We start from the raw sequence: 16,810 nt of genomic DNA on the forward strand, positions 1-16,810 counted from the left end.
AAGCAATAAAGGAGTTTGCCATGTCCCCAGAGAGCCAATCGAAGCACCGCCGGTTGTGGACCGCTGGCCTGGCCGTCACCGCCCTCACCGCCATTTCCGCAGGCGTCCTCGGCCTGCGCCCGGCACCGGTCGAGGCGAACCCGAGTGCGGGTGCTCCGGCCGCGACGCCGGTCTCCGTCGCAACCGTCGAGCAGCGCGAGGTCGCGATGTGGGATGAGTTCTCGGGCCGCCTGGAAGCGGTCGATCGCGTCGACATCCGCTCGCGCGTCGCCGGCACCGTGCAGGCAGTGCATTTCCGCGAAGGCGGGCTGGTGAAGGCGGGCGACCTGCTGGTCACGATCGACCCCGCGCCCTACGCGGCGGAGGTGGATCGCGCCGCGGCCCAGGTCGCGGCCGCGCAAGCGCGCGTCGCCTTCACGACGAGCGAACATGAACGTGCGCATCGCCTGTGGGAGCAGCGTGCGATCGCCGAGCGCGAGTTCGAGGAACGGGCCAATGCGCATCGCGCCGCGGATGCCGATCTGCGCGCCGCGCAGGCCGCGCTGCAGTCGGCGCGCCTGAACCTCGGCTACACGCAGGTGAGGGCGCCGGTGTCGGGGCGCGTCGGACGGCTCGACGTCACCGTCGGCAACCTCGTCGCGGCCGGCCCCGCTGCGCCGGTGCTGACGACGCTGGTGTCCGTCAGCCCCATCTACGCGAGCTTCGATGCCGACGAGCAGGTCGTCGCGCGTGCGCTGCAGGGGTTGCGGGATGCCCACGGCAAGGCGGGGCGGATCGAAAGCATCCCGGTGCAGATGGCGACGACGATGAGTCCGGAGCGGATCTACGCGGGCCACCTGCAACTGGTCGACAACCAGGTCGATGCCCGCAGCGGGACCGTGCGCGTGCGCGCCGTGTTCGACAACGCCGATGAGAGCCTGATGGCCGGCCAGTTCGCGAAGCTGCGGATGGGGCGCCCAAAGGCTGCGCCGGCGGTGCTGATCGACGAGCGCGCGATCGGCACCGACCAGAGCCGCAGGTTCGTGCTGGTCGTCGATGCCGACAACAAGACGGAGTACCGCGAAGTCACGCTCGGCGGCACGGCCGACGGGCTGCGCATTGTCAGCGCGGGGTTGCAGGCTGGCGAGCGCATCGTCGTGAATGGCCTGCAGCGGGTGCGCCCCGGTTCGCTCGTCGCGCCGCAGGCGGTGGCGATGGACGGCCGCAAGCAGGTCCACAGCGACCGCAGCGCCCGCGCCGCGGATGCGGCCGGCTCGCCGCAGTCCTGATTCATCCGTAGTCCGGAGCACCATCATGAATCTTTCCCGCTTTTTCATCGACCGCCCGATCTTCGCCGGTGTGCTGTCGCTGCTGATGCTCGTCGCCGGCCTGCTCGCGCTGCGCGTGCTGCCGGTGTCCGAGTACCCCGAAGTCGTGCCGCCGTCGATCGTCGTGCGCGCGCAGTATCCCGGCGCCAACCCCAAGGTGATCGCCGAGACGGTCGCGACCCCGCTCGAAGAGTCCATCAACGGCGTCGAAGGCATGCTCTACATGGGCAGCCAGGCCACGACCGACGGCTTGATGACGCTGACCGTCACCTTCCGCCTCGGCACCGACCCCGACAAGGCGCAGCAACTGGTGCAGAACCGCGTGTCGCAGGCCGAGCCGCGCCTGCCCGAGGAGGTGCGCCGGCTCGGTGTGACGACGGTCAAGAGCTCGCCCGACCTGACGATGGTCGTGCACCTGCTGTCGCCCAACGGCCGCTACGACATGACCTACCTGCGCAACTACGCGCTGCTTAACGTCAAGGACCGCCTCGCGCGCATCGACGGTGTCGGCCAGGTGCAGCTCTTCGGCTCGGGCGACTACTCGATGCGTATCTGGCTGGATCCGCAGAAGGTCGCCGCGCGCGGCCTCTCCGCGGGCGACGTCGTGCGCGCGATCCGCGAGCAGAACGTGCAGGCCGCGGCCGGCGTCATCGGTGCGTCGCCGGGCCTGCCGGGCGTCGACCTGCAACTGTCGGTGAACGCCCGCGGTCGCCTGCAGAGCGAGGAGGAGTTCGGCGACATCATCGTGCGCACGGGCGAGGATGGGGCCGTGACGCGCCTGCGCGATCTCGGTCGCATCGAGCTGGGGGCCGCCGACTATGCGCTGCGCTCGCTGCTCGACAACAAGGACGCCGTCGCGATTCCGGTATTCCAGGCGCCGGGCTCGAACGCGATCGAGATCTCCGACCGCGTGCGCGAGACGATGCAGCAGTTGAAGCAGCACATGCCGGAAGGCGTCGAGTACGAGATCGTCTACGACACCACCCAGTTCGTGCGCGCGTCGATCGAAGCGGTCGTGAAGACGCTGCTCGAAGCGGTCGCGCTCGTGGTGCTGGTCGTGATCCTGTTCCTGCAGACCTGGCGCGCGTCGATCATCCCGCTGCTTGCGGTGCCGGTGTCGATCGTCGGTACCTTCGCGGTGATGCACCTCTTCGGCTTCTCGATCAACGCGCTCTCGCTCTTCGGCCTGGTGCTCGCGATCGGCATCGTCGTGGATGACGCGATCGTCGTCGTCGAGAACGTCGAACGCAACATCGAGGCGGGTCTCACGCCGCGCGAGGCAACGTACAGGGCGATGAAGGAAGTCTCCGGCCCGATCATCGCGATCGCGCTGGTGCTGATCGCCGTGTTCGTCCCGCTCGCGTTCATCACCGGCCTCTCGGGCCAGTTCTACAAGCAGTTCGCGCTGACGATCGCGATGTCGACGGTGATCTCGGCGATCAACTCGCTGACGCTGTCGCCGGCGCTGTCCGCGCTGCTGCTGAAGGGGCACGACGCGCCCAAGGATGCGCTGACGCGCGGCATGGACAAGGTCTTCGGCCGCTTCTTCGCCGCCTTCAACCGGACCTTCCGCCGCGGCGCGGAAGCCTACGGCGGCGGGGTACGCGGCGCGATCGGGCGCAAGGCGGTGATGATGGCCGTCTATCTCGCGCTCATCGGCCTGACTGCGGGGCTTTTCAAGGCAGTGCCCGGCGGCTTCGTGCCCGCGCAGGACAAGCAGTACCTGATCGGCTTCGCGCAGCTGCCCGACGGCGCGACACTCGACCGTACGGAGGAGGTCATCCGCCGCATGGGCGAGATCGCGCTGCAGCAGCCGGGCGTCGAGCACGCGGTGGCCTTCCCCGGCCTGTCGATCAACGGCTTCACCAACAGCTCGAACTCGGGGATCGTGTTCACGCCGTTGGAGCCCTTCGACCAGCGCAAGGGCGAGGCGCTGAGCGCCGGTGCGATCGCGATGGAGTTGAACCGGAAGTTCGCCGGCATCGAGGATGCCTTCGTCGTGATGTTCCCGCCGCCGCCGGTGCAGGGGCTGGGGACGACGGGCGGCTTCAAGCTGCAGCTCGAGGACCGTGCATCGCTCGGCTACGAGGCGCTCGACGCGGCGACCAAGGCCTTCCTCGCGAAGGCGTCGAAGGCGCCCGAGCTCGCGGGGCTATTCTCCAGCTACCAGGTGAACGTGCCGCAGCTCTTCGCCGACGTCGACCGCACCCGCGCGCGCCAGCTGGGCATCCCGGTGACCGAGGTGTTCGACACGATGCAGATCTACCTCGGCAGCCTGTACGTGAACGACTTCAACCGCTTCGGCCGGACCTACTCGGTGCGCGTGCAGGCCGACGCCCCGTTCCGCGCCCGTGCCGAGGACGTCGGGCTGCTGAAGGTGCGTTCGCAGACGGGCGAGATGGTGCCGCTGTCGTCGCTGATGAACATCCAGTCGAGCTTCGGCCCCGAACGCGCGATGCGCTACAACGGCTTTCTATCCGCCGACATCAGCGGCGCGCCCGCACCCGGCTACTCGTCGGGGCAGGCGAAGGCGGCGGTCGAGCGCATCGCGGCCGAGACGCTGCCGCCGGGCATCTCGTTCGAATGGACGGAGCTCACCTACCAGGAAATCCTCGCCGGCAACTCGGCGGCGTGGGTGTTCCCGCTCGCGATCCTGCTGGTGTTCCTCGTGCTCGCCGCCCAGTACGAAAGCCTGACGCTGCCGCTCGCGATCATCCTGATCGTGCCGATGGGCATCCTCGCGGCGATGACCGGGGTGTGGCTCTCGGGCGGGGACAACAACGTCTTCACGCAGATCGGGCTGATCGTGCTGGTCGGGTTGTCGGCGAAGAACGCGATCCTGATCGTCGAGTTCGCCCGCGAGCTGGAATTCGCCGGCCGCACGCCGATCCAGGCGGCGATCGAAGCCGCCCGGCTGCGCCTGCGCCCGATCCTGATGACCTCGCTGGCCTTCGTGATGGGCGTGCTGCCGCTGGTGCTCTCCACCGGCGCTGGCGCCGAGATGCGCAGCGCGATGGGGGTGGCGGTGTTCGCCGGGATGATCGGCGTGACGGCCTTCGGCCTGTTCCTGACGCCGGTTTTCTACGTGCTGCTGCGCCGCCTCGCGGGCAACCGCGCGCTGAAGCTGCACGGCGAGATCCCGCACCTCGAAGCCTTCGCCGCTTCGCCCATCACCGGCGGCGCCGCAACCGCGCCGGGCCTGGCTGCGCCGCGTGCGCATCATGAATAAGGAGTTGAACATGACACTGCTGACTCATCTGCGCACTCAACCGCTGCGCACCGCGCTCGCACCGCTCCTCGCCGCCCTCGTGCTGGCTGGTTGCGCGACGGCGCCCGCGATCGACCCTGCCGCGCTGCCCAGCGCCCCCGCGGCCTTCAAGGAAGGCGACGGCCGCTGGACCCACGCCTTTCCGGCCCAGGTGCAGGCCGACGGCGCGTGGTGGAAGACCTTCTCCGATCCGGTCCTCGATGGGCTGGTCGAGCGCGCACTGGAGCGCAACAACAGCATCCAGATCGCCGCGGCAAGGCTGGCGCAGTCCCGCGCGCTGCTGCAGGCGGCGGACGCCCAGCGCGCGCCGCAGATCGGCATCGGCGCCGACGCGACACGGCAGGGCGGGGCGATCACCCCGGCCGGCGGCGGTGCCGGCAACCCGCTGCGCGCCGGCGCGAACTTCGCGTGGGAGCTCGACCTCTTCGGCCGCCTCGCGCAGGCGAGCAAGGCCGCATCGCTCGACGCCGGCAGTCGTGAAGCGCTGCTGCGCAACGCACGCCTCGTCGTGCAGGCGGACGTCGCGCGCAGCTATCTCGCGCTGCGCGCCCTCGACGCCGAACGCGCGCTGGTGCGCGAGACCGTCGGCGCCTACCGCGACACGCTGGCGCTCACCGAACGGCGCTTCGAAGCGGGGGATATCGCCGAACTGGACGTCGCGCGCGTGCGCACCGAACTGGCCGCGACCGAATCGGACGCGCTCGCCCTCGACCGCCGGCGTGCCGAAGTCGAACACGCGCTCGCGGTGCTGGTCGGCGACGCGGCGTCCGAGTTCGGCCTCGACGCCGGCGAGTGGAATACGGCGCTGCCGGTGATCCCGGCCGGCGTCCCGAGCACGGTGCTCACGCGCCGGCCCGACATCGACGCCGCGCGGCAGTCGATGCTCGCCGCCCAGGCGCGCGTCGGCGTCGCGCAGGCGGCGTGGTTCCCGGACATCGCGCTGACCGGTTCGGGGGGCTTTGCGTCCACGGACCTGGGCGACCTCTTCAAGTGGTCGGCCCGCTCCTGGGGCATCGGCGCCTTGCTGTCGCTGCCGATCTTCGACGGCGGGCGACGCGACGCGGGTGTGCGCAGCGCCAATGCGGAGCTCGATGCCGCGCTTGCAGGCTACCGCGAACAGGTGCTCGTCGCCTTCAAGGAGGTCGAGGACCAGTTGTCGTCCCTGCGCCTCCTCGCCGAGCAGGGCGAGGCGCAGGGGCGCGCGGTCACCGCGGCGAGCCGCGCGACGGTGCTGTCGGACGCGCGCTATCGCAACGGACTCGTCAGCCAGCTCGAACTGCTCGACGCCCGCCGCAGCGAGCTGCGCAACCGGCGGGAGGCGCTGCAGGTGCGTTCGGCCCGCTATCAGGCGACCGTCGGACTGGTTCGCGCCCTCGGCGGTGGGTGGCAAACTGCCGATGCTCCGCCGCTGGCCGGGCGCCGTGCGATGGGTGGCAGCGTCGGGGGGTGAATTTCGGCCCGGCGCGGCGCTCAAGGGTACGTGGTAAAGGAGTGGCCAACGACCGAACCACGCGCCCGTGTGCTTTGCGGCGCTGTAGCAAAAAAATGGGGCCGCAGACTGCGGCCCCGGGAAAGTACCCGCTTTTGCGACGGGTTGAGAGAACGGGAGGGCGGGACGCTCAGTCGCGCGCCGCGGCGGGGCTCACTTCGAGGCCCGCAGGCGCATGGACCTCGGGTTGCGCGTGCGGCCGGCGCACATCGGCAACGTTGCCGGCGGGGCGTTTCCAGTGGTCCGCATTGCGGATGCCGAGCTTCTCCGGATCGAACACCGGATCCAGGCCCGCGGCCTTCTGCGTCTCGTAATCCTTCAGCGCGACCAGTGCCGGTTTCTGCACGATCAGGATGGCGACGATGTTCAGCCACGCCATCAGGCCCACGCCGACGTCGCCGAGGTCCCACGCAGCGCCTGCGCCATTGACGCAGCCGTAGGTCACCGTCGCGATGATCCCCAGCTTGAGGACGAAGGACAGCCAGGGGCGATGCACTTTGCGGTTGATGTAGGCGATGTTGGTTTCGGCCATGTAGTAGTAGGCCACGATGGTCGTGAAGGCGAAGAAGAAAAGCGCCAGCGCGACGAAGCTCGAACCGAAGCCCGGCATCACGGTTTCGACGGCGGCCTGCGTGTAAGCGGGACCGGTCTCGACGCCCGGCAGCCCATTCACGAGCATCGTGCCGTCCGGCGCCTTGACGTTGTACATGCCCGTCGACAGGAGCATGAAGGCGGTGGCCGAGCACACGAAGAGGGTGTCGACATACACGGAGAAGGCCTGCACGTAGCCCTGCTTGGCCGGGTGCGAAACTTCGGCCGCGGCCGCCGGGTGCGGGCCGGTGCCCTGGCCGGCTTCGTTCGAATACACGCCGCGCTTTACGCCCCATTGCACGGCCATGCCGAGCACCGCGCCGAAGCCGGCTTCGAGGCCGAAGGCGCTCTTGAAGATCAGCGCGATCATCGAGGGCAGCTGGTCGATGTTAAGGAAGACGATGACCACCGCGACCAGGATGTAGGCGAGCGCCATGAAGGGGACGACGATCTCGGCGAATTGCGCGATGCGCTTGACGCCGCCGAAGATGATGAAGCCCAGCAGGATGGAGATGCAGGCGGCGCTGACCGCGGTGTCGATGCCCCAGGCGTTGTTCAGGCCCGCGGCGATGCTGTTTGCCTGTACGCCGGGCAACAGCAGGCCGGTCGCGATCACCGTGGAGACGGCAAAGATCCACGCGTACCACTTCTGCCCCATCGCCTTCTCGATGTAATAGGCCGGGCCGCCACGATACTGGCCTTTGTCATCCTTTTCCTTGTAGATCTGTCCCAAGGTCGATTCGACATAGGCAGTGGAGGCGCCGAGGAAGGCGACCATCCACATCCAGAACACCGCACCGGGGCCGCCGAAGGTGATCGCGGTGGCGACCCCCGCGATGTTGCCGGTGCCGACACGCCCGGAGAGCGACATCGTCAGGGCCTGGAAGGATGAAACCCCGGCGTCCGAGCTCTTGCTCTCGAACATCAGGCGGATCATTTCCTTGAAGCCCCGCACCTGCATGAAGCGGGTACGGATCGAGAAGTACAGGCCGACGCCCAGGCACAGATAGATCAGTGCCGGGCTCCAGATGTAGCCGTTAAGCGTGTTGATGATTTCAGTCATTGTTTTGGGTCTCCTCGCGAATGGATGCCGCCCGGCCGAAGCGCGAACGGCGCGCCCGCGCCCTTTAGCAAAGTCGATGCCAGCTATGGATAACGCTGCAAAATCATTGGCTTAAGCGAGCGCGTCGTGGTCTATGAACTACCCGTGTAACGATTTCGTTCCACAATGCTCGCAGCACGGCTTCCAAGAATTTCCTTATGTGTTGATTTACAAACCCTTGGATGAGATGTAGTGTTTTCGTGACACAGTTTCGGATTCGTGACACCTCGCATGCGCATCGTCGTTTTCTTCGAAGACCGGGTCGGCATCGCCCAGGAACTTCTCGCCGTCCTGTCGAGCCGCGACGTGAATGTGACGGGCGTCGAAGTCGAGCCGCCGCACATCTACATCGAGGCGCCGGCCCTCGACGAGTCCGCGTTCGCGCGGCTTCGGCGTGTACAGGGGGTGCGCTCGGTCGAGGTCGTCGACATGCTCCCCGGTGTCCAGCGGCGGCTTTACCTGCAGGCCCTGCTGGCCTCGCAGGCCGACCCGGTTTTCGCGATCGACGCGATGGGAATGGTCGTCATCGCCAACGGCGCGGCGGTGACGGCGAGTGGGCGCACCGAGGCGACGGTCCTCGGGGTGTCCATGGGCGAGCTCCTGGGCGACGCCGACTTCGCGAAGCGCCTCGTCGTCGAGGGCTACCATCTGCCGGTGCGCGAGATCGAACTCAACGGCGAGTCCTTCATGCTCGAAACCCTCCCGCTGCACGAGAGCAGCGGCCGGGCCGCAGGCGCGGTGTTGACGCTGCACGCGCCCAGCCGCATGGGCGAACGACTGAGCGCCTTGCAGAACTACGGGGCCGGCGGCTTCGACACCATCGTCGGCACCTCGCCCGAGATCGAACAGCTCAAACAACGCGCGGCGCGCATGGCGCTGGTCGATGCGCCCCTATTGATCACCGGCGAGACCGGCACAGGCAAGGAACTGCTCGCGCACGCCTGCCACGCCGGCAGCAACCGCAGCACCCAGCCCTTCTTCGCCCTCAACTGCGCCGCCCTGCCGGAGAGCCTCGCCGAGAGCGAACTGTTCGGTTACGCGCCGGGCGCCTTCACCGGCGCGTTGCGCGGCGGCAAGCCGGGCCTGCTCGAGCTCGCAGACGGTGGCACCGTGTTCCTCGACGAGGTGGGTGAGATGTCGCCCTACCTGCAGGCCAAGCTGCTGCGCTTCCTCAACGACGGTAGCTTCCGCCGCGTCGGCGGCGATCGCGAACTGAAGGTCAACGTGCGCGTCATCAGCGCCACCCACCGGCCCCTCGAAGACATGGTCGCCGCCGGCCACTTCCGCCAGGACCTGCTCTTCCGCCTCAACGTCCTCAACCTCCACATGCCGGCGCTGCGCGAGCGCCCGGGCGACATCCTGCCGCTCGCGCAGCTTTTCCTCGCCCGTGCCTGCGCACAGGCCGCACGCCCCGCGATGCGGCTCGCCCAGGACGCCTGCGCTGCGCTGCTCGCCAACGCCTGGGCTGGCAATATCCGGCAACTGCAGAACGTCATCTTCCGTGCGGTGACCATGGCGGAGCGCACCATCATCACCGCCGACGACCTGGAGCTCGCGCAGTCCCACGGCTCGCCGGATACGTCGGTTGACGCCGGCGTGGACACCCTCGAATCTGCCGTCGCCGATTTCGAGCGCAGGCTGCTGCAACGCCTGTACCAGGAATTCCCCTCGACGCGCCGCCTCGCCAAGCGCCTGGGCACCTCGCACACCGCGATCGCCGCGCGCCTCAAGCGCTACGGCATCGGGCAGCCTTGAGCTGGATGGAATAACACCCGATCATTCGCGCCAACGTACTCGCCCCGCGGGAGGACTCATGACGATCAGCATCGTGCGGCTCGGCAGTCCGCGGGAAGAGGGCGAAGGCCTGCGTATCGGCACGGTGCGCAGGCCGCCGCGCGGCGTGAAGAAGGAAGACTACGCCCGCAAGGACATCTACGACGTCTGGTTCCCCAATCTCGCCCCGAGCGAGGCGCTGCTCAAGGAAGGGCAGGGCGCCACCGACGAGCGCGCGTGGAAGAGCTTCACCCGCAAGTTCCTCGCCGAACTCAAGGCGCCCGCCGCGAGCAAGGACCTCGACCTCCTCGCCGCGCTGTCGCATCACACCAATCTCTCCATCGGCTGCTACTGCGCCGACGAAGCGCGCTGTCATCGGTCGATCTTGCGGCAACTGCTCGTCGATCGTGGGGCGGATGTGCGGTAGGGCGCGGGCGGCACTACTCCATTCGTGGCAAGGTTCCTGGCGGCCTATTCCGCCAGCGTGTGTAGGCGCGGCAAGCAGCGGACTGTACCGGCACTCGCCTCCGTGCAGGTAGGCATTGACCCGCCCTTGTCGGGTGCTTCCACGATTGATTCTCTCGAAGAATCAGTTGGTTAGGTATGCGCTACGAGAATGTGATTTGAGTAGGTCATGTCGATATGGTAGAAATATATTTCCGGCGAATCTGCGACAGATCCGGTGGGGGCAAGTGCGTGCAGATCGTACGCGCCATCGGTGCTAGACCGATTCCGCATATTTCGATATTGGCCGGTTCGGTCTACTAGAACTGTTAGCGTCCATAGCAAGGAATAAGCAATTGAGTAGCAACTTCATTCTTGTCGACTTTGAAAACGTGCAACCGGATTCACTGGCGGCTGTAGAACAAGCTAAATTCAGTGTTATCGTATTTGTTGGTGCGAGCCAAACTAAAATACCGTTTGAAATTGCGGACGCGCTACAGCAAATGGGGCCAAATGCTGCATACGTCAAAATCTCCGGAAACGGCAAAAACGCATTAGACTTTCATATTGCTTTCTGGATTGGTCAGTTGTCTTCGCGTTTCCCATCGGCGGCATTTCACATTATTTCAAAGGACAACGGGTTTGACCCGCTAATTGCCCACCTAAAAGAAAGAGGCATTCCAGCCACTCGCAGGCCAAGCATCTCCGAGATACCACAACTGAAGAACGCATCGCGTCAAACGAAGAATGCAAAACCTTCGTCGGCTTCAGTGAGCACGCCGAAAAACCCAACCGCAACCCTACAATCTGCACCTGCACCTGCACCTGCACCTGCACCCGCACCTGCATCCGCACCCGCACCCGCACCCGCACCCGCACCCGCACCCGCACCCGCACCTTCAATGATCATAACCTGCCCAACCTGCAGGCACCCCGTACCCGCAACCCCAGAACAAATTGATTTTGTTTGCCCTTCTTGCAAGGGCGCATTCAGGTATTAAAGGAAATGCGCGCTAACAACTGCTTGCAGCGGACCGTCAAGAAGCTTCGCTTCTTGTCGTCCGCTGAAGGCCAACGTTGGGGCGTCATAAACACATGGCAAGTATCTCCTCATGACATGCGCTGAAAGAATCTTCTGGGGTACGTGAGCAATGACCTACCGCCTATACCGGAGAGAGCCTGTACTGAAGGGGGATTGGTATTACGCCTTGAAGTGCAAAGGCTGCGGCGAACTCATTCATGTGCTCGACGACCCATCTCGCGGTGCAAATCCGGCCCGGATGGTGGGCGACGGCGACCTAAGCGTCCCGTGCAGACGGTGCGCGCACGATGATATGTATTCCGTAGATGATCTGCACATTGCTCAAGCGGCAGAATCGTTTCCTTCAGCATATCCGGAAAGAGAACCCATCTCCGGAGCGTCGAGAAAGCCACTCACTAAGTCGTTCCCAAATGCAAAGGTCACAATGGGGGTCGGTTACATCGAGGATCGCCCGAAGGCTGCTGCGCTTGTGGGGCGCATAGTTACCTCGTGGGCCGATATCGAAATTCAGGTCACTAGGCTCCTAGCTGAACTTATGGGAGCAAACATCCCTCAAGTTGCTGCGGTATTCGGTTCGTTGAGAAATAGTCGCTCTCAATCTGATGCACTTATTGCAGCCGCAGAAGCCGTGCTTAATGAGCAGGACTTATTGCTGTTCCAAGCCTATATCTCCAGAAAGGCTTCACTCGAGAAGGATCGGAACGATTTGGCACATGGTTGTTTTGGGGTATCGGTGAGCATCCCTGACCACATAGTGTGGGTGGCGCAATCAGACTTCCTTGCATTCACTGCCGCACATAAGGCGAATCAAAAAACCTTCGATCTAAAAGAAAGGCAGTTCGTATATGAGCTTGGAACCCTGGAACGCATCGCCCAGGAGATCGTGGAGTTCTACAACCAACTGGGCTTCTTAACTGGATATCTAACGGCTCGCCACGATGGCCCGCGCGGAGAGGCCTTTCGTGCACAAAGGTATCCCGAACTTTGCGCCCAACCCCATATTAACGAAGCTTTTTTGGCGGCCAAAACCAAGATGCAACGGGGGAAAACGAAATGACGCCCAACATGGCGCTGCAGCCGACCGCCTACTCGCTGCGCTCGCAGGCGTCGGCTGAGCTTGAGCGTTAGCCGGCTTCAATTCACCTCATACATAGCCTATGTACCTCTACGATCAACGCCCCGGCACTCACGTCGCCGATTCCTGTGCACCTCTTCTGCAAGTGATTCGCGACTCTGAGTACATCGTCCTTGTTGGCCGCAATAATTGCGGAAAATCTTGGTTGTTGAAAACCCTTACGCAATCTTGGGGACAGTCTGCGTCATATCTCGGTCCAGCTCGGTATCAGAACTTCAATTTGCTCGGCTACTACACTCCGAACCGCAATCGACGCAACGAAAGATGGCGGCAATTCAACAATCAATGGAGCAGCCAACACGAGAACATTGACAACTCACCGGTCAATCTTCAACAGGCAGTTGCCGAACTTTCTGACATCCAAAGGCAAAACCTGGTCGAGATAATCCGCATTCTCCTCGGCGTAACGCTCGAAATACGGAGCACGGTCGAAGACAACTCAATGTCGCAGAAATACATTTCGTGTGCCGGCCATAATATTTCGTACACAAGCTCAGGCTTCCGATTGATCGCAACGCTCGTTACAAGCCTTCTGGATACGGACTACGACACATTTTTGATTGATGAGCCGGAACTTGGAATAAGCCCCGAAGCACAAGGCCAGCTGGCAGACTTTCTCTTTGATCGCGCACACCGAGCGAAGTACTTTTCTCATATCAAGACAATCGTCTTCGCCACGCACTCGACAGTCTTTCTTGACCGCAAGCATCTGCAAAATAACTTCACGGTCACGAAAGTGGGAGATGAAGTTTGCCTATCTCAGGTTCAAACGCAGGCCGATTTCAACAAGGTCCATTTCTTCTTGCTAGGAAATCGATTTGAGACATTGTATCTGCCTTCACTAATTGTCTTGGTCGAAGGAAAGTGCGACGACAAATTTGTGTCTCGTGCACTCGCACTTCGCTACCCAAACGCACAAATCAGTGTCATCCCGGCCAATTCAGATGACCGAATTAAGGAAGTTCTTGCGGTCGCGAAAGGACTCTTCAGCGATTTGCAAAAGAGCCCCTATCGTGATCGGATCTTTGTCATCCTTGACTCGGTTCACTCTGCAACCCTGCCGGATCAACTAGTGCGAATGGGCTTACCTGCCGAGAACATCGTAAAATGGCCAAAGAACGGCATCGAGTATTACTACCCCCCAGAGGTTGTTGATCAAATATTTGGTGCTGGCCCAGAAATTACAATTGAAGGCGACCGAGTATCGCGGAATGGCAACACATACACAAAAGCAGAACTTGTCGAAAAGGTCATTACCTTGATGAATACGGCATCGAAAATGCATCCTGTCTTTGAAGAGAAATTCCTTCTACTTGCTGATGCGAAAGCAGCCGGCTAACCCATCATTCCACCGGACCTTGCGCATAAAGCCGCGCAACGCCGGTGAATTCAGACGTTGAGGCTGTAGAAAAACCCCGTCCGCAGCGCACGCGTCAATGCCTTCGGTATAATTCTGCAACGCCTCCCGGAGTTCCGCGATGCCCCGCTTCAAAACGCCTGACTATGGTCTCAAAATGATCCCGGTGGACTTCGACCGGCAGGTGATTGCGGGGAGTTTCGAGCACGCACTCTGTCATCTGGTCGACCACGAGATCGATCTTTCGGGGCTACACGCGCGCTACCGCAATGAGACGACGGGCGCGCCGGCGTTCTCCCCGGCCGTGCTGCTGAAAATCGTGCTGCTCGGGTACTCGCGCGGGTTGGTCAGTTCGCGTGCCATCGCCGCAGCCTGCCGCGACAACGTGCTGTTCATGGCGGTTTCGGGCGACAGCGCACCGCACTTCACGACGATCGCCGGCTTCGTCGCCGAGCTTGGTGACGAAGCGGCCCGGATCTTTGCCCGGGTGCTGATGATTTGCGATCGGCAAGGATTGATCGGACGCGAACTCTTCGCCATCGATGGGGTGAAGCTGCCGGCCAACGCAAGCAAGGCCAGGAGCGGTACCCGTGCGGACTTCCTGCGCGAGGCCGACAAGATGGAGACGGCCGTCAAGCGCATCATGGCCAGCCACGCCACGGCCGACTTGAACGGCGAAGACCCCGAGGCCGCGCGCGCCGCACGCACCGTCGCGCGCCTCAAGACCGAGGCGGCGAAGATCCGCGCCTGGCTGGACGCACATCCCGACGAGCGGCGCAGCGCCAAAGGCAAACCGCGGCTGAGCAATCGCACCGACAATGAGTCGGCCAAGATGGCGACCGGCAAAGGCGTGATCCAGGGCTACACCGGGGTGGCCGCAGTCGATGCGAAGAGCCAGATCGTCGTCGACGCCCAGGCGCACGGCACGGGCTCCGAGCAGGAACTGCTCCTGCCAGTGGTCGAGGCGACCGGGCCGTTCCGCACGCCCGAGACGACGATCTGTGCCGACGCGGGCTACCACTCGGAAGCGAACCTGAAGGCGCTGGCCGACAGCGGGATCGACGCCTACATCTGCGACAACGACTACCGCAGCCGAGACGCCCGTTATACCGGGCAAGCGCGTCACAAGGCGAAGCCCGATCCGCTGTGGGACAAACGGAAGGTGGACGGGAAGACGCGCTGCTTCCGGCCTGCCGATTTCACGCTGGCCGACGACCGCTCTCACTGCCTCTGCCCGGCGGGCAAGAAACTGTACTCGAACGGCTCGAACTGCACCTTCAACGGCTACGCGGCGATGAAGTTTCGCGGCGCCGAGCGCGACTGCGTGCCGTGCGTGCTGCGCGACCAGTGTCTGCGCACCCCCGATAAGACCAAGACGCGCGAGGTCGCCTTCTTCCAGGGCACGCGCGCCAGTGAAGAGAGCCACACCGAGCGGATGAAACGGCGGATCGACACCGACACGGGCAAGCGCATGATCACCGCGCGCTTTGCCACCGTCGAGCCGGTCTTCGGCCATCTGAGAAACAACAAGCGGCTCCATCGCTTCACCTTGCGCGGCCGATGCAAGGTCGACGGGCAGTGGAAGCTCTACTGCCTGGTGCACAACATCGAGAAGCTGGCGCACCACGGGTATGCACAATGAGCAACGCGCGCCACGGCAGCATGCCGTTCCGCATACGGGGGGACAGCGCGCGAACTACGGAAACCGAACGAATGACGGACTCAGGCTGACCCGGACCGCAACATGACGAACAAGACATCGTCGGCTATCGCCGACATCGATCGCTTGCCCGGAAATCGGGTTTTTCTACACCGTCGTTAGCGCTACCTATGCGACATAATTGCCCTCATTGCGGAGAGTCGCTGAAGTGGAAACTGGTACGTTCGAAACCACTGCCGGGCGAGCGAAGATTCCTTCCCATGCAAGCCGTACCGGTGTGCCCGAATTGCGGAGGTGAGCTTGCAACAAACTTTCATTGGTCTGAGCAGGTCGTCGGTGCAGTCATTGGCATTCCGCTGGTTGGGTTTCTCAACGCTAGGACGGCAATCACCCCGGCACTTGCCATCGCCCTTGGGGCCGGCGTTCTTGCGCTCTGGGTTGCAATCTTTGCTTTTTTCCAGTTCCGCTACTGGCGTCATTGGCAAAGGTATAAGGCGTATGTGGCTCCAAAGCGCTAACCCGGCAGTCGAGGGGACAGCCAAAAGCTACGCTTTTGGTGCCCTCCGCGCTTCGCACTCCGGCTGCCCCTCACTTCTACGTTATGCATCGGTATCGCTCAGAGGTTGCAGGTGACTGAAAAGCACTGGCTCGACTACTTGGCGGCTCTCGGCTCCATTGCGACGCCAGTGCTTGTTCTAGGGCTAACCGCTGTCGGTTGGCGGTTGCGCCGTCGGGTGGAACGCCAACTTGAACTTGAAGACAAGCTACGCGAAGACCGCATCACCATCTACAACCATATCCTTGAGCCGTTCATCATTTTGCTCATGACGGATGCAGCTTGGCAGCACGACAAACAGAATCGCGGAAAAGACAAAACAGAAATCGCTCTGGGGAAAATGCTGTCGCTTGAATACCGGAAGGTCGCATTCAAACTTTCCCTTGTCGGTTCCGATGCGGTAGTGCTTGCCTACAACGACCTCTTTCAGCATTTCTACTCTCAAGGCGACACACCAAATGCATCGGAGGAGAACCTGAAAATCATGATGGGGCTGCTCGGAAAGTTCCTACTCGAAATTCGCCGAAGCATGGGTAACGAAGCTACTCAATTGAACCAATGGCAAATGCTGGAGTGGTTCATGACTGACGCACGGAAGTGGCGCGATGCATAACCCCGCGCTACGCGCTCCGGCTTCCGGTTAGCCCCACGTTGGGCGTCATGAGCAAACTTCCCACTGATCGTCAGGTACTGCGCTGCATCTATGAGATGTATGAGTCGGCCTATCCGGGAAATTCACTGGGGCAGGCTCAAGGAGAGAACGATCCATACTTGCCAATAGAAATTCCTGATGTAGCCAAGAGGCTCGACTGCAAACCAGAGCTGCTTTTCGGTAGGTTGTACTACTACCTTGATGCAAAGTACCGATACAAACAAGAGAATGGCGCGCTTGTCTCGCTGTTCCACTTGAATATTCAGGGCAAACGACACTGTGTTCATTTTCCGTTTCTTGCCTCCATCCTCGCAGGGCACGAAGAAGAGCACAAAAGGCATTCTTGGTCGCTTGCCGTTTCAATCGTGGCGCTCGTCCTCTCGGTGGGCGCAATAGTGGCTCAAGTGATTACCGCACAATGAATGGTGAAAGAG

The 16,810-nt window shown here is 63.0% G+C and carries 12 protein-coding genes; 11 read left to right on the plus strand and 1 reads right to left on the minus strand.

Features of this window, described 5'->3' with window-relative positions; all coding sequences use genetic code 11:
* Positions 1–20 precede the first annotated feature (20 nt).
* Genes U5817_RS10415 through U5817_RS10425 form a run of 3 tightly spaced genes read left to right on the plus strand, consistent with a single transcriptional unit; the run spans position 21 to position 6,025 of the window.
* Entirely contained in the window at positions 21–1,268 is a 1,248-nt protein-coding gene (locus U5817_RS10415) for an efflux RND transporter periplasmic adaptor subunit (protein ID WP_407280675.1), read from the plus strand.
* A gap of 25 nt (positions 1,269–1,293) precedes the next feature.
* Positions 1,294–4,536 (plus strand): efflux RND transporter permease subunit, encoded by a 3,243-nt coding sequence (locus tag U5817_RS10420; RefSeq protein WP_407280676.1) that lies wholly within the window; start codon positions 1,294–1,296, stop codon positions 4,534–4,536.
* 10 nt (positions 4,537–4,546) lie between these two features.
* Complete coding sequence (locus tag U5817_RS10425) at positions 4,547–6,025, plus strand: efflux transporter outer membrane subunit (RefSeq protein ID WP_407280677.1); 1,479 nt, start codon at positions 4,547–4,549, stop codon at positions 6,023–6,025.
* 169 nt (positions 6,026–6,194) lie between these two features.
* Here the strand turns inward: U5817_RS10425 and U5817_RS10430 are convergent, their stop codons facing one another.
* Positions 6,195–7,718 carry an alanine/glycine:cation symporter family protein gene (locus U5817_RS10430; RefSeq protein ID WP_407280678.1) on the minus strand — a complete coding sequence of 508 codons (1,524 nt, stop codon included), beginning with the start codon at positions 7,716–7,718 and terminating at the stop codon, positions 6,195–6,197.
* Between the two features lie 270 nt (positions 7,719–7,988).
* On the opposite strand from U5817_RS10430, the gene U5817_RS10435 reads away from it, so the two are divergent.
* From U5817_RS10435 to U5817_RS10470, 8 genes are all read left to right on the plus strand, one after another.
* Positions 7,989–9,512 carry a sigma-54-dependent transcriptional regulator gene (locus U5817_RS10435; RefSeq protein WP_169131475.1) on the plus strand — a complete coding sequence of 508 codons (1,524 nt, stop codon included), beginning with the start codon at positions 7,989–7,991 and terminating at the stop codon, positions 9,510–9,512.
* Positions 9,513–9,570: 58 nt separating this feature from the next.
* Positions 9,571–9,957, plus strand: coding sequence for a DUF488 domain-containing protein (locus U5817_RS10440; protein ID WP_169131477.1), 387 nt, complete (start codon positions 9,571–9,573; stop codon positions 9,955–9,957).
* Positions 9,958–10,330: 373 nt separating this feature from the next.
* The gene (locus tag U5817_RS10445; RefSeq protein ID WP_407280679.1) at positions 10,331–10,975 is read left to right on the plus strand and encodes a PIN domain-containing protein; all 645 of its coding nucleotides are present in this window, start codon (positions 10,331–10,333) and stop codon (positions 10,973–10,975) included.
* A 333-nt stretch (positions 10,976–11,308) separates the two neighbouring features.
* Positions 11,309–12,073, plus strand: coding sequence for a hypothetical protein (locus U5817_RS10450; RefSeq protein ID WP_407280680.1), 765 nt, complete (start codon positions 11,309–11,311; stop codon positions 12,071–12,073).
* Between the two features lie 100 nt (positions 12,074–12,173).
* Positions 12,174–13,490 carry an ATP-dependent nuclease gene (locus U5817_RS10455; protein WP_407280681.1) on the plus strand — a complete coding sequence of 439 codons (1,317 nt, stop codon included), beginning with the start codon at positions 12,174–12,176 and terminating at the stop codon, positions 13,488–13,490.
* A 139-nt stretch (positions 13,491–13,629) separates the two neighbouring features.
* Entirely contained in the window at positions 13,630–15,150 is a 1,521-nt protein-coding gene (locus U5817_RS10460; protein WP_407280682.1) for an IS1182 family transposase, read from the plus strand.
* A 647-nt stretch (positions 15,151–15,797) separates the two neighbouring features.
* Positions 15,798–16,337, plus strand: coding sequence for a hypothetical protein (locus U5817_RS10465; protein WP_407280683.1), 540 nt, complete (start codon positions 15,798–15,800; stop codon positions 16,335–16,337).
* Positions 16,338–16,384: 47 nt separating this feature from the next.
* Positions 16,385–16,798: a hypothetical protein gene (locus U5817_RS10470; protein ID WP_407280684.1), complete on the plus strand. Its 414-nt coding sequence runs from the start codon at positions 16,385–16,387 to the stop codon at positions 16,796–16,798.
* Positions 16,799–16,810 lie beyond the last annotated feature (12 nt).

Origin of the sequence: Aromatoleum evansii (assembly GCF_045689615.1) — a bacterium.
GTDB classification, from domain to species: domain Bacteria; phylum Pseudomonadota; class Gammaproteobacteria; order Burkholderiales; family Rhodocyclaceae; genus Aromatoleum; species Aromatoleum evansii.

Coding starts and splice junctions, on each gene's coding strand:
- U5817_RS10430 (WP_407280678.1), bottom strand. CDS start 7,718: ATGACTGAAATCATCAACACGCTTAACGGCTACATCTGGAGCCCGGCA.
- U5817_RS10440 (WP_169131477.1), top strand. CDS start 9,571: ATGACGATCAGCATCGTGCGGCTCGGCAGTCCGCGGGAAGAGGGCGAA.
- U5817_RS10470 (WP_407280684.1), top strand. CDS start 16,385: ATGAGCAAACTTCCCACTGATCGTCAGGTACTGCGCTGCATCTATGAG.
- U5817_RS10455 (WP_407280681.1), top strand. CDS start 12,174: ATGTACCTCTACGATCAACGCCCCGGCACTCACGTCGCCGATTCCTGT.
- U5817_RS10450 (WP_407280680.1), top strand. CDS start 11,309: ATGTATTCCGTAGATGATCTGCACATTGCTCAAGCGGCAGAATCGTTT.
- U5817_RS10460 (WP_407280682.1), top strand. CDS start 13,630: ATGCCCCGCTTCAAAACGCCTGACTATGGTCTCAAAATGATCCCGGTG.
- U5817_RS10435 (WP_169131475.1), top strand. CDS start 7,989: ATGCGCATCGTCGTTTTCTTCGAAGACCGGGTCGGCATCGCCCAGGAA.
- U5817_RS10415 (WP_407280675.1), top strand. CDS start 21: ATGTCCCCAGAGAGCCAATCGAAGCACCGCCGGTTGTGGACCGCTGGC.
- U5817_RS10425 (WP_407280677.1), top strand. CDS start 4,547: ATGACACTGCTGACTCATCTGCGCACTCAACCGCTGCGCACCGCGCTC.
- U5817_RS10420 (WP_407280676.1), top strand. CDS start 1,294: ATGAATCTTTCCCGCTTTTTCATCGACCGCCCGATCTTCGCCGGTGTG.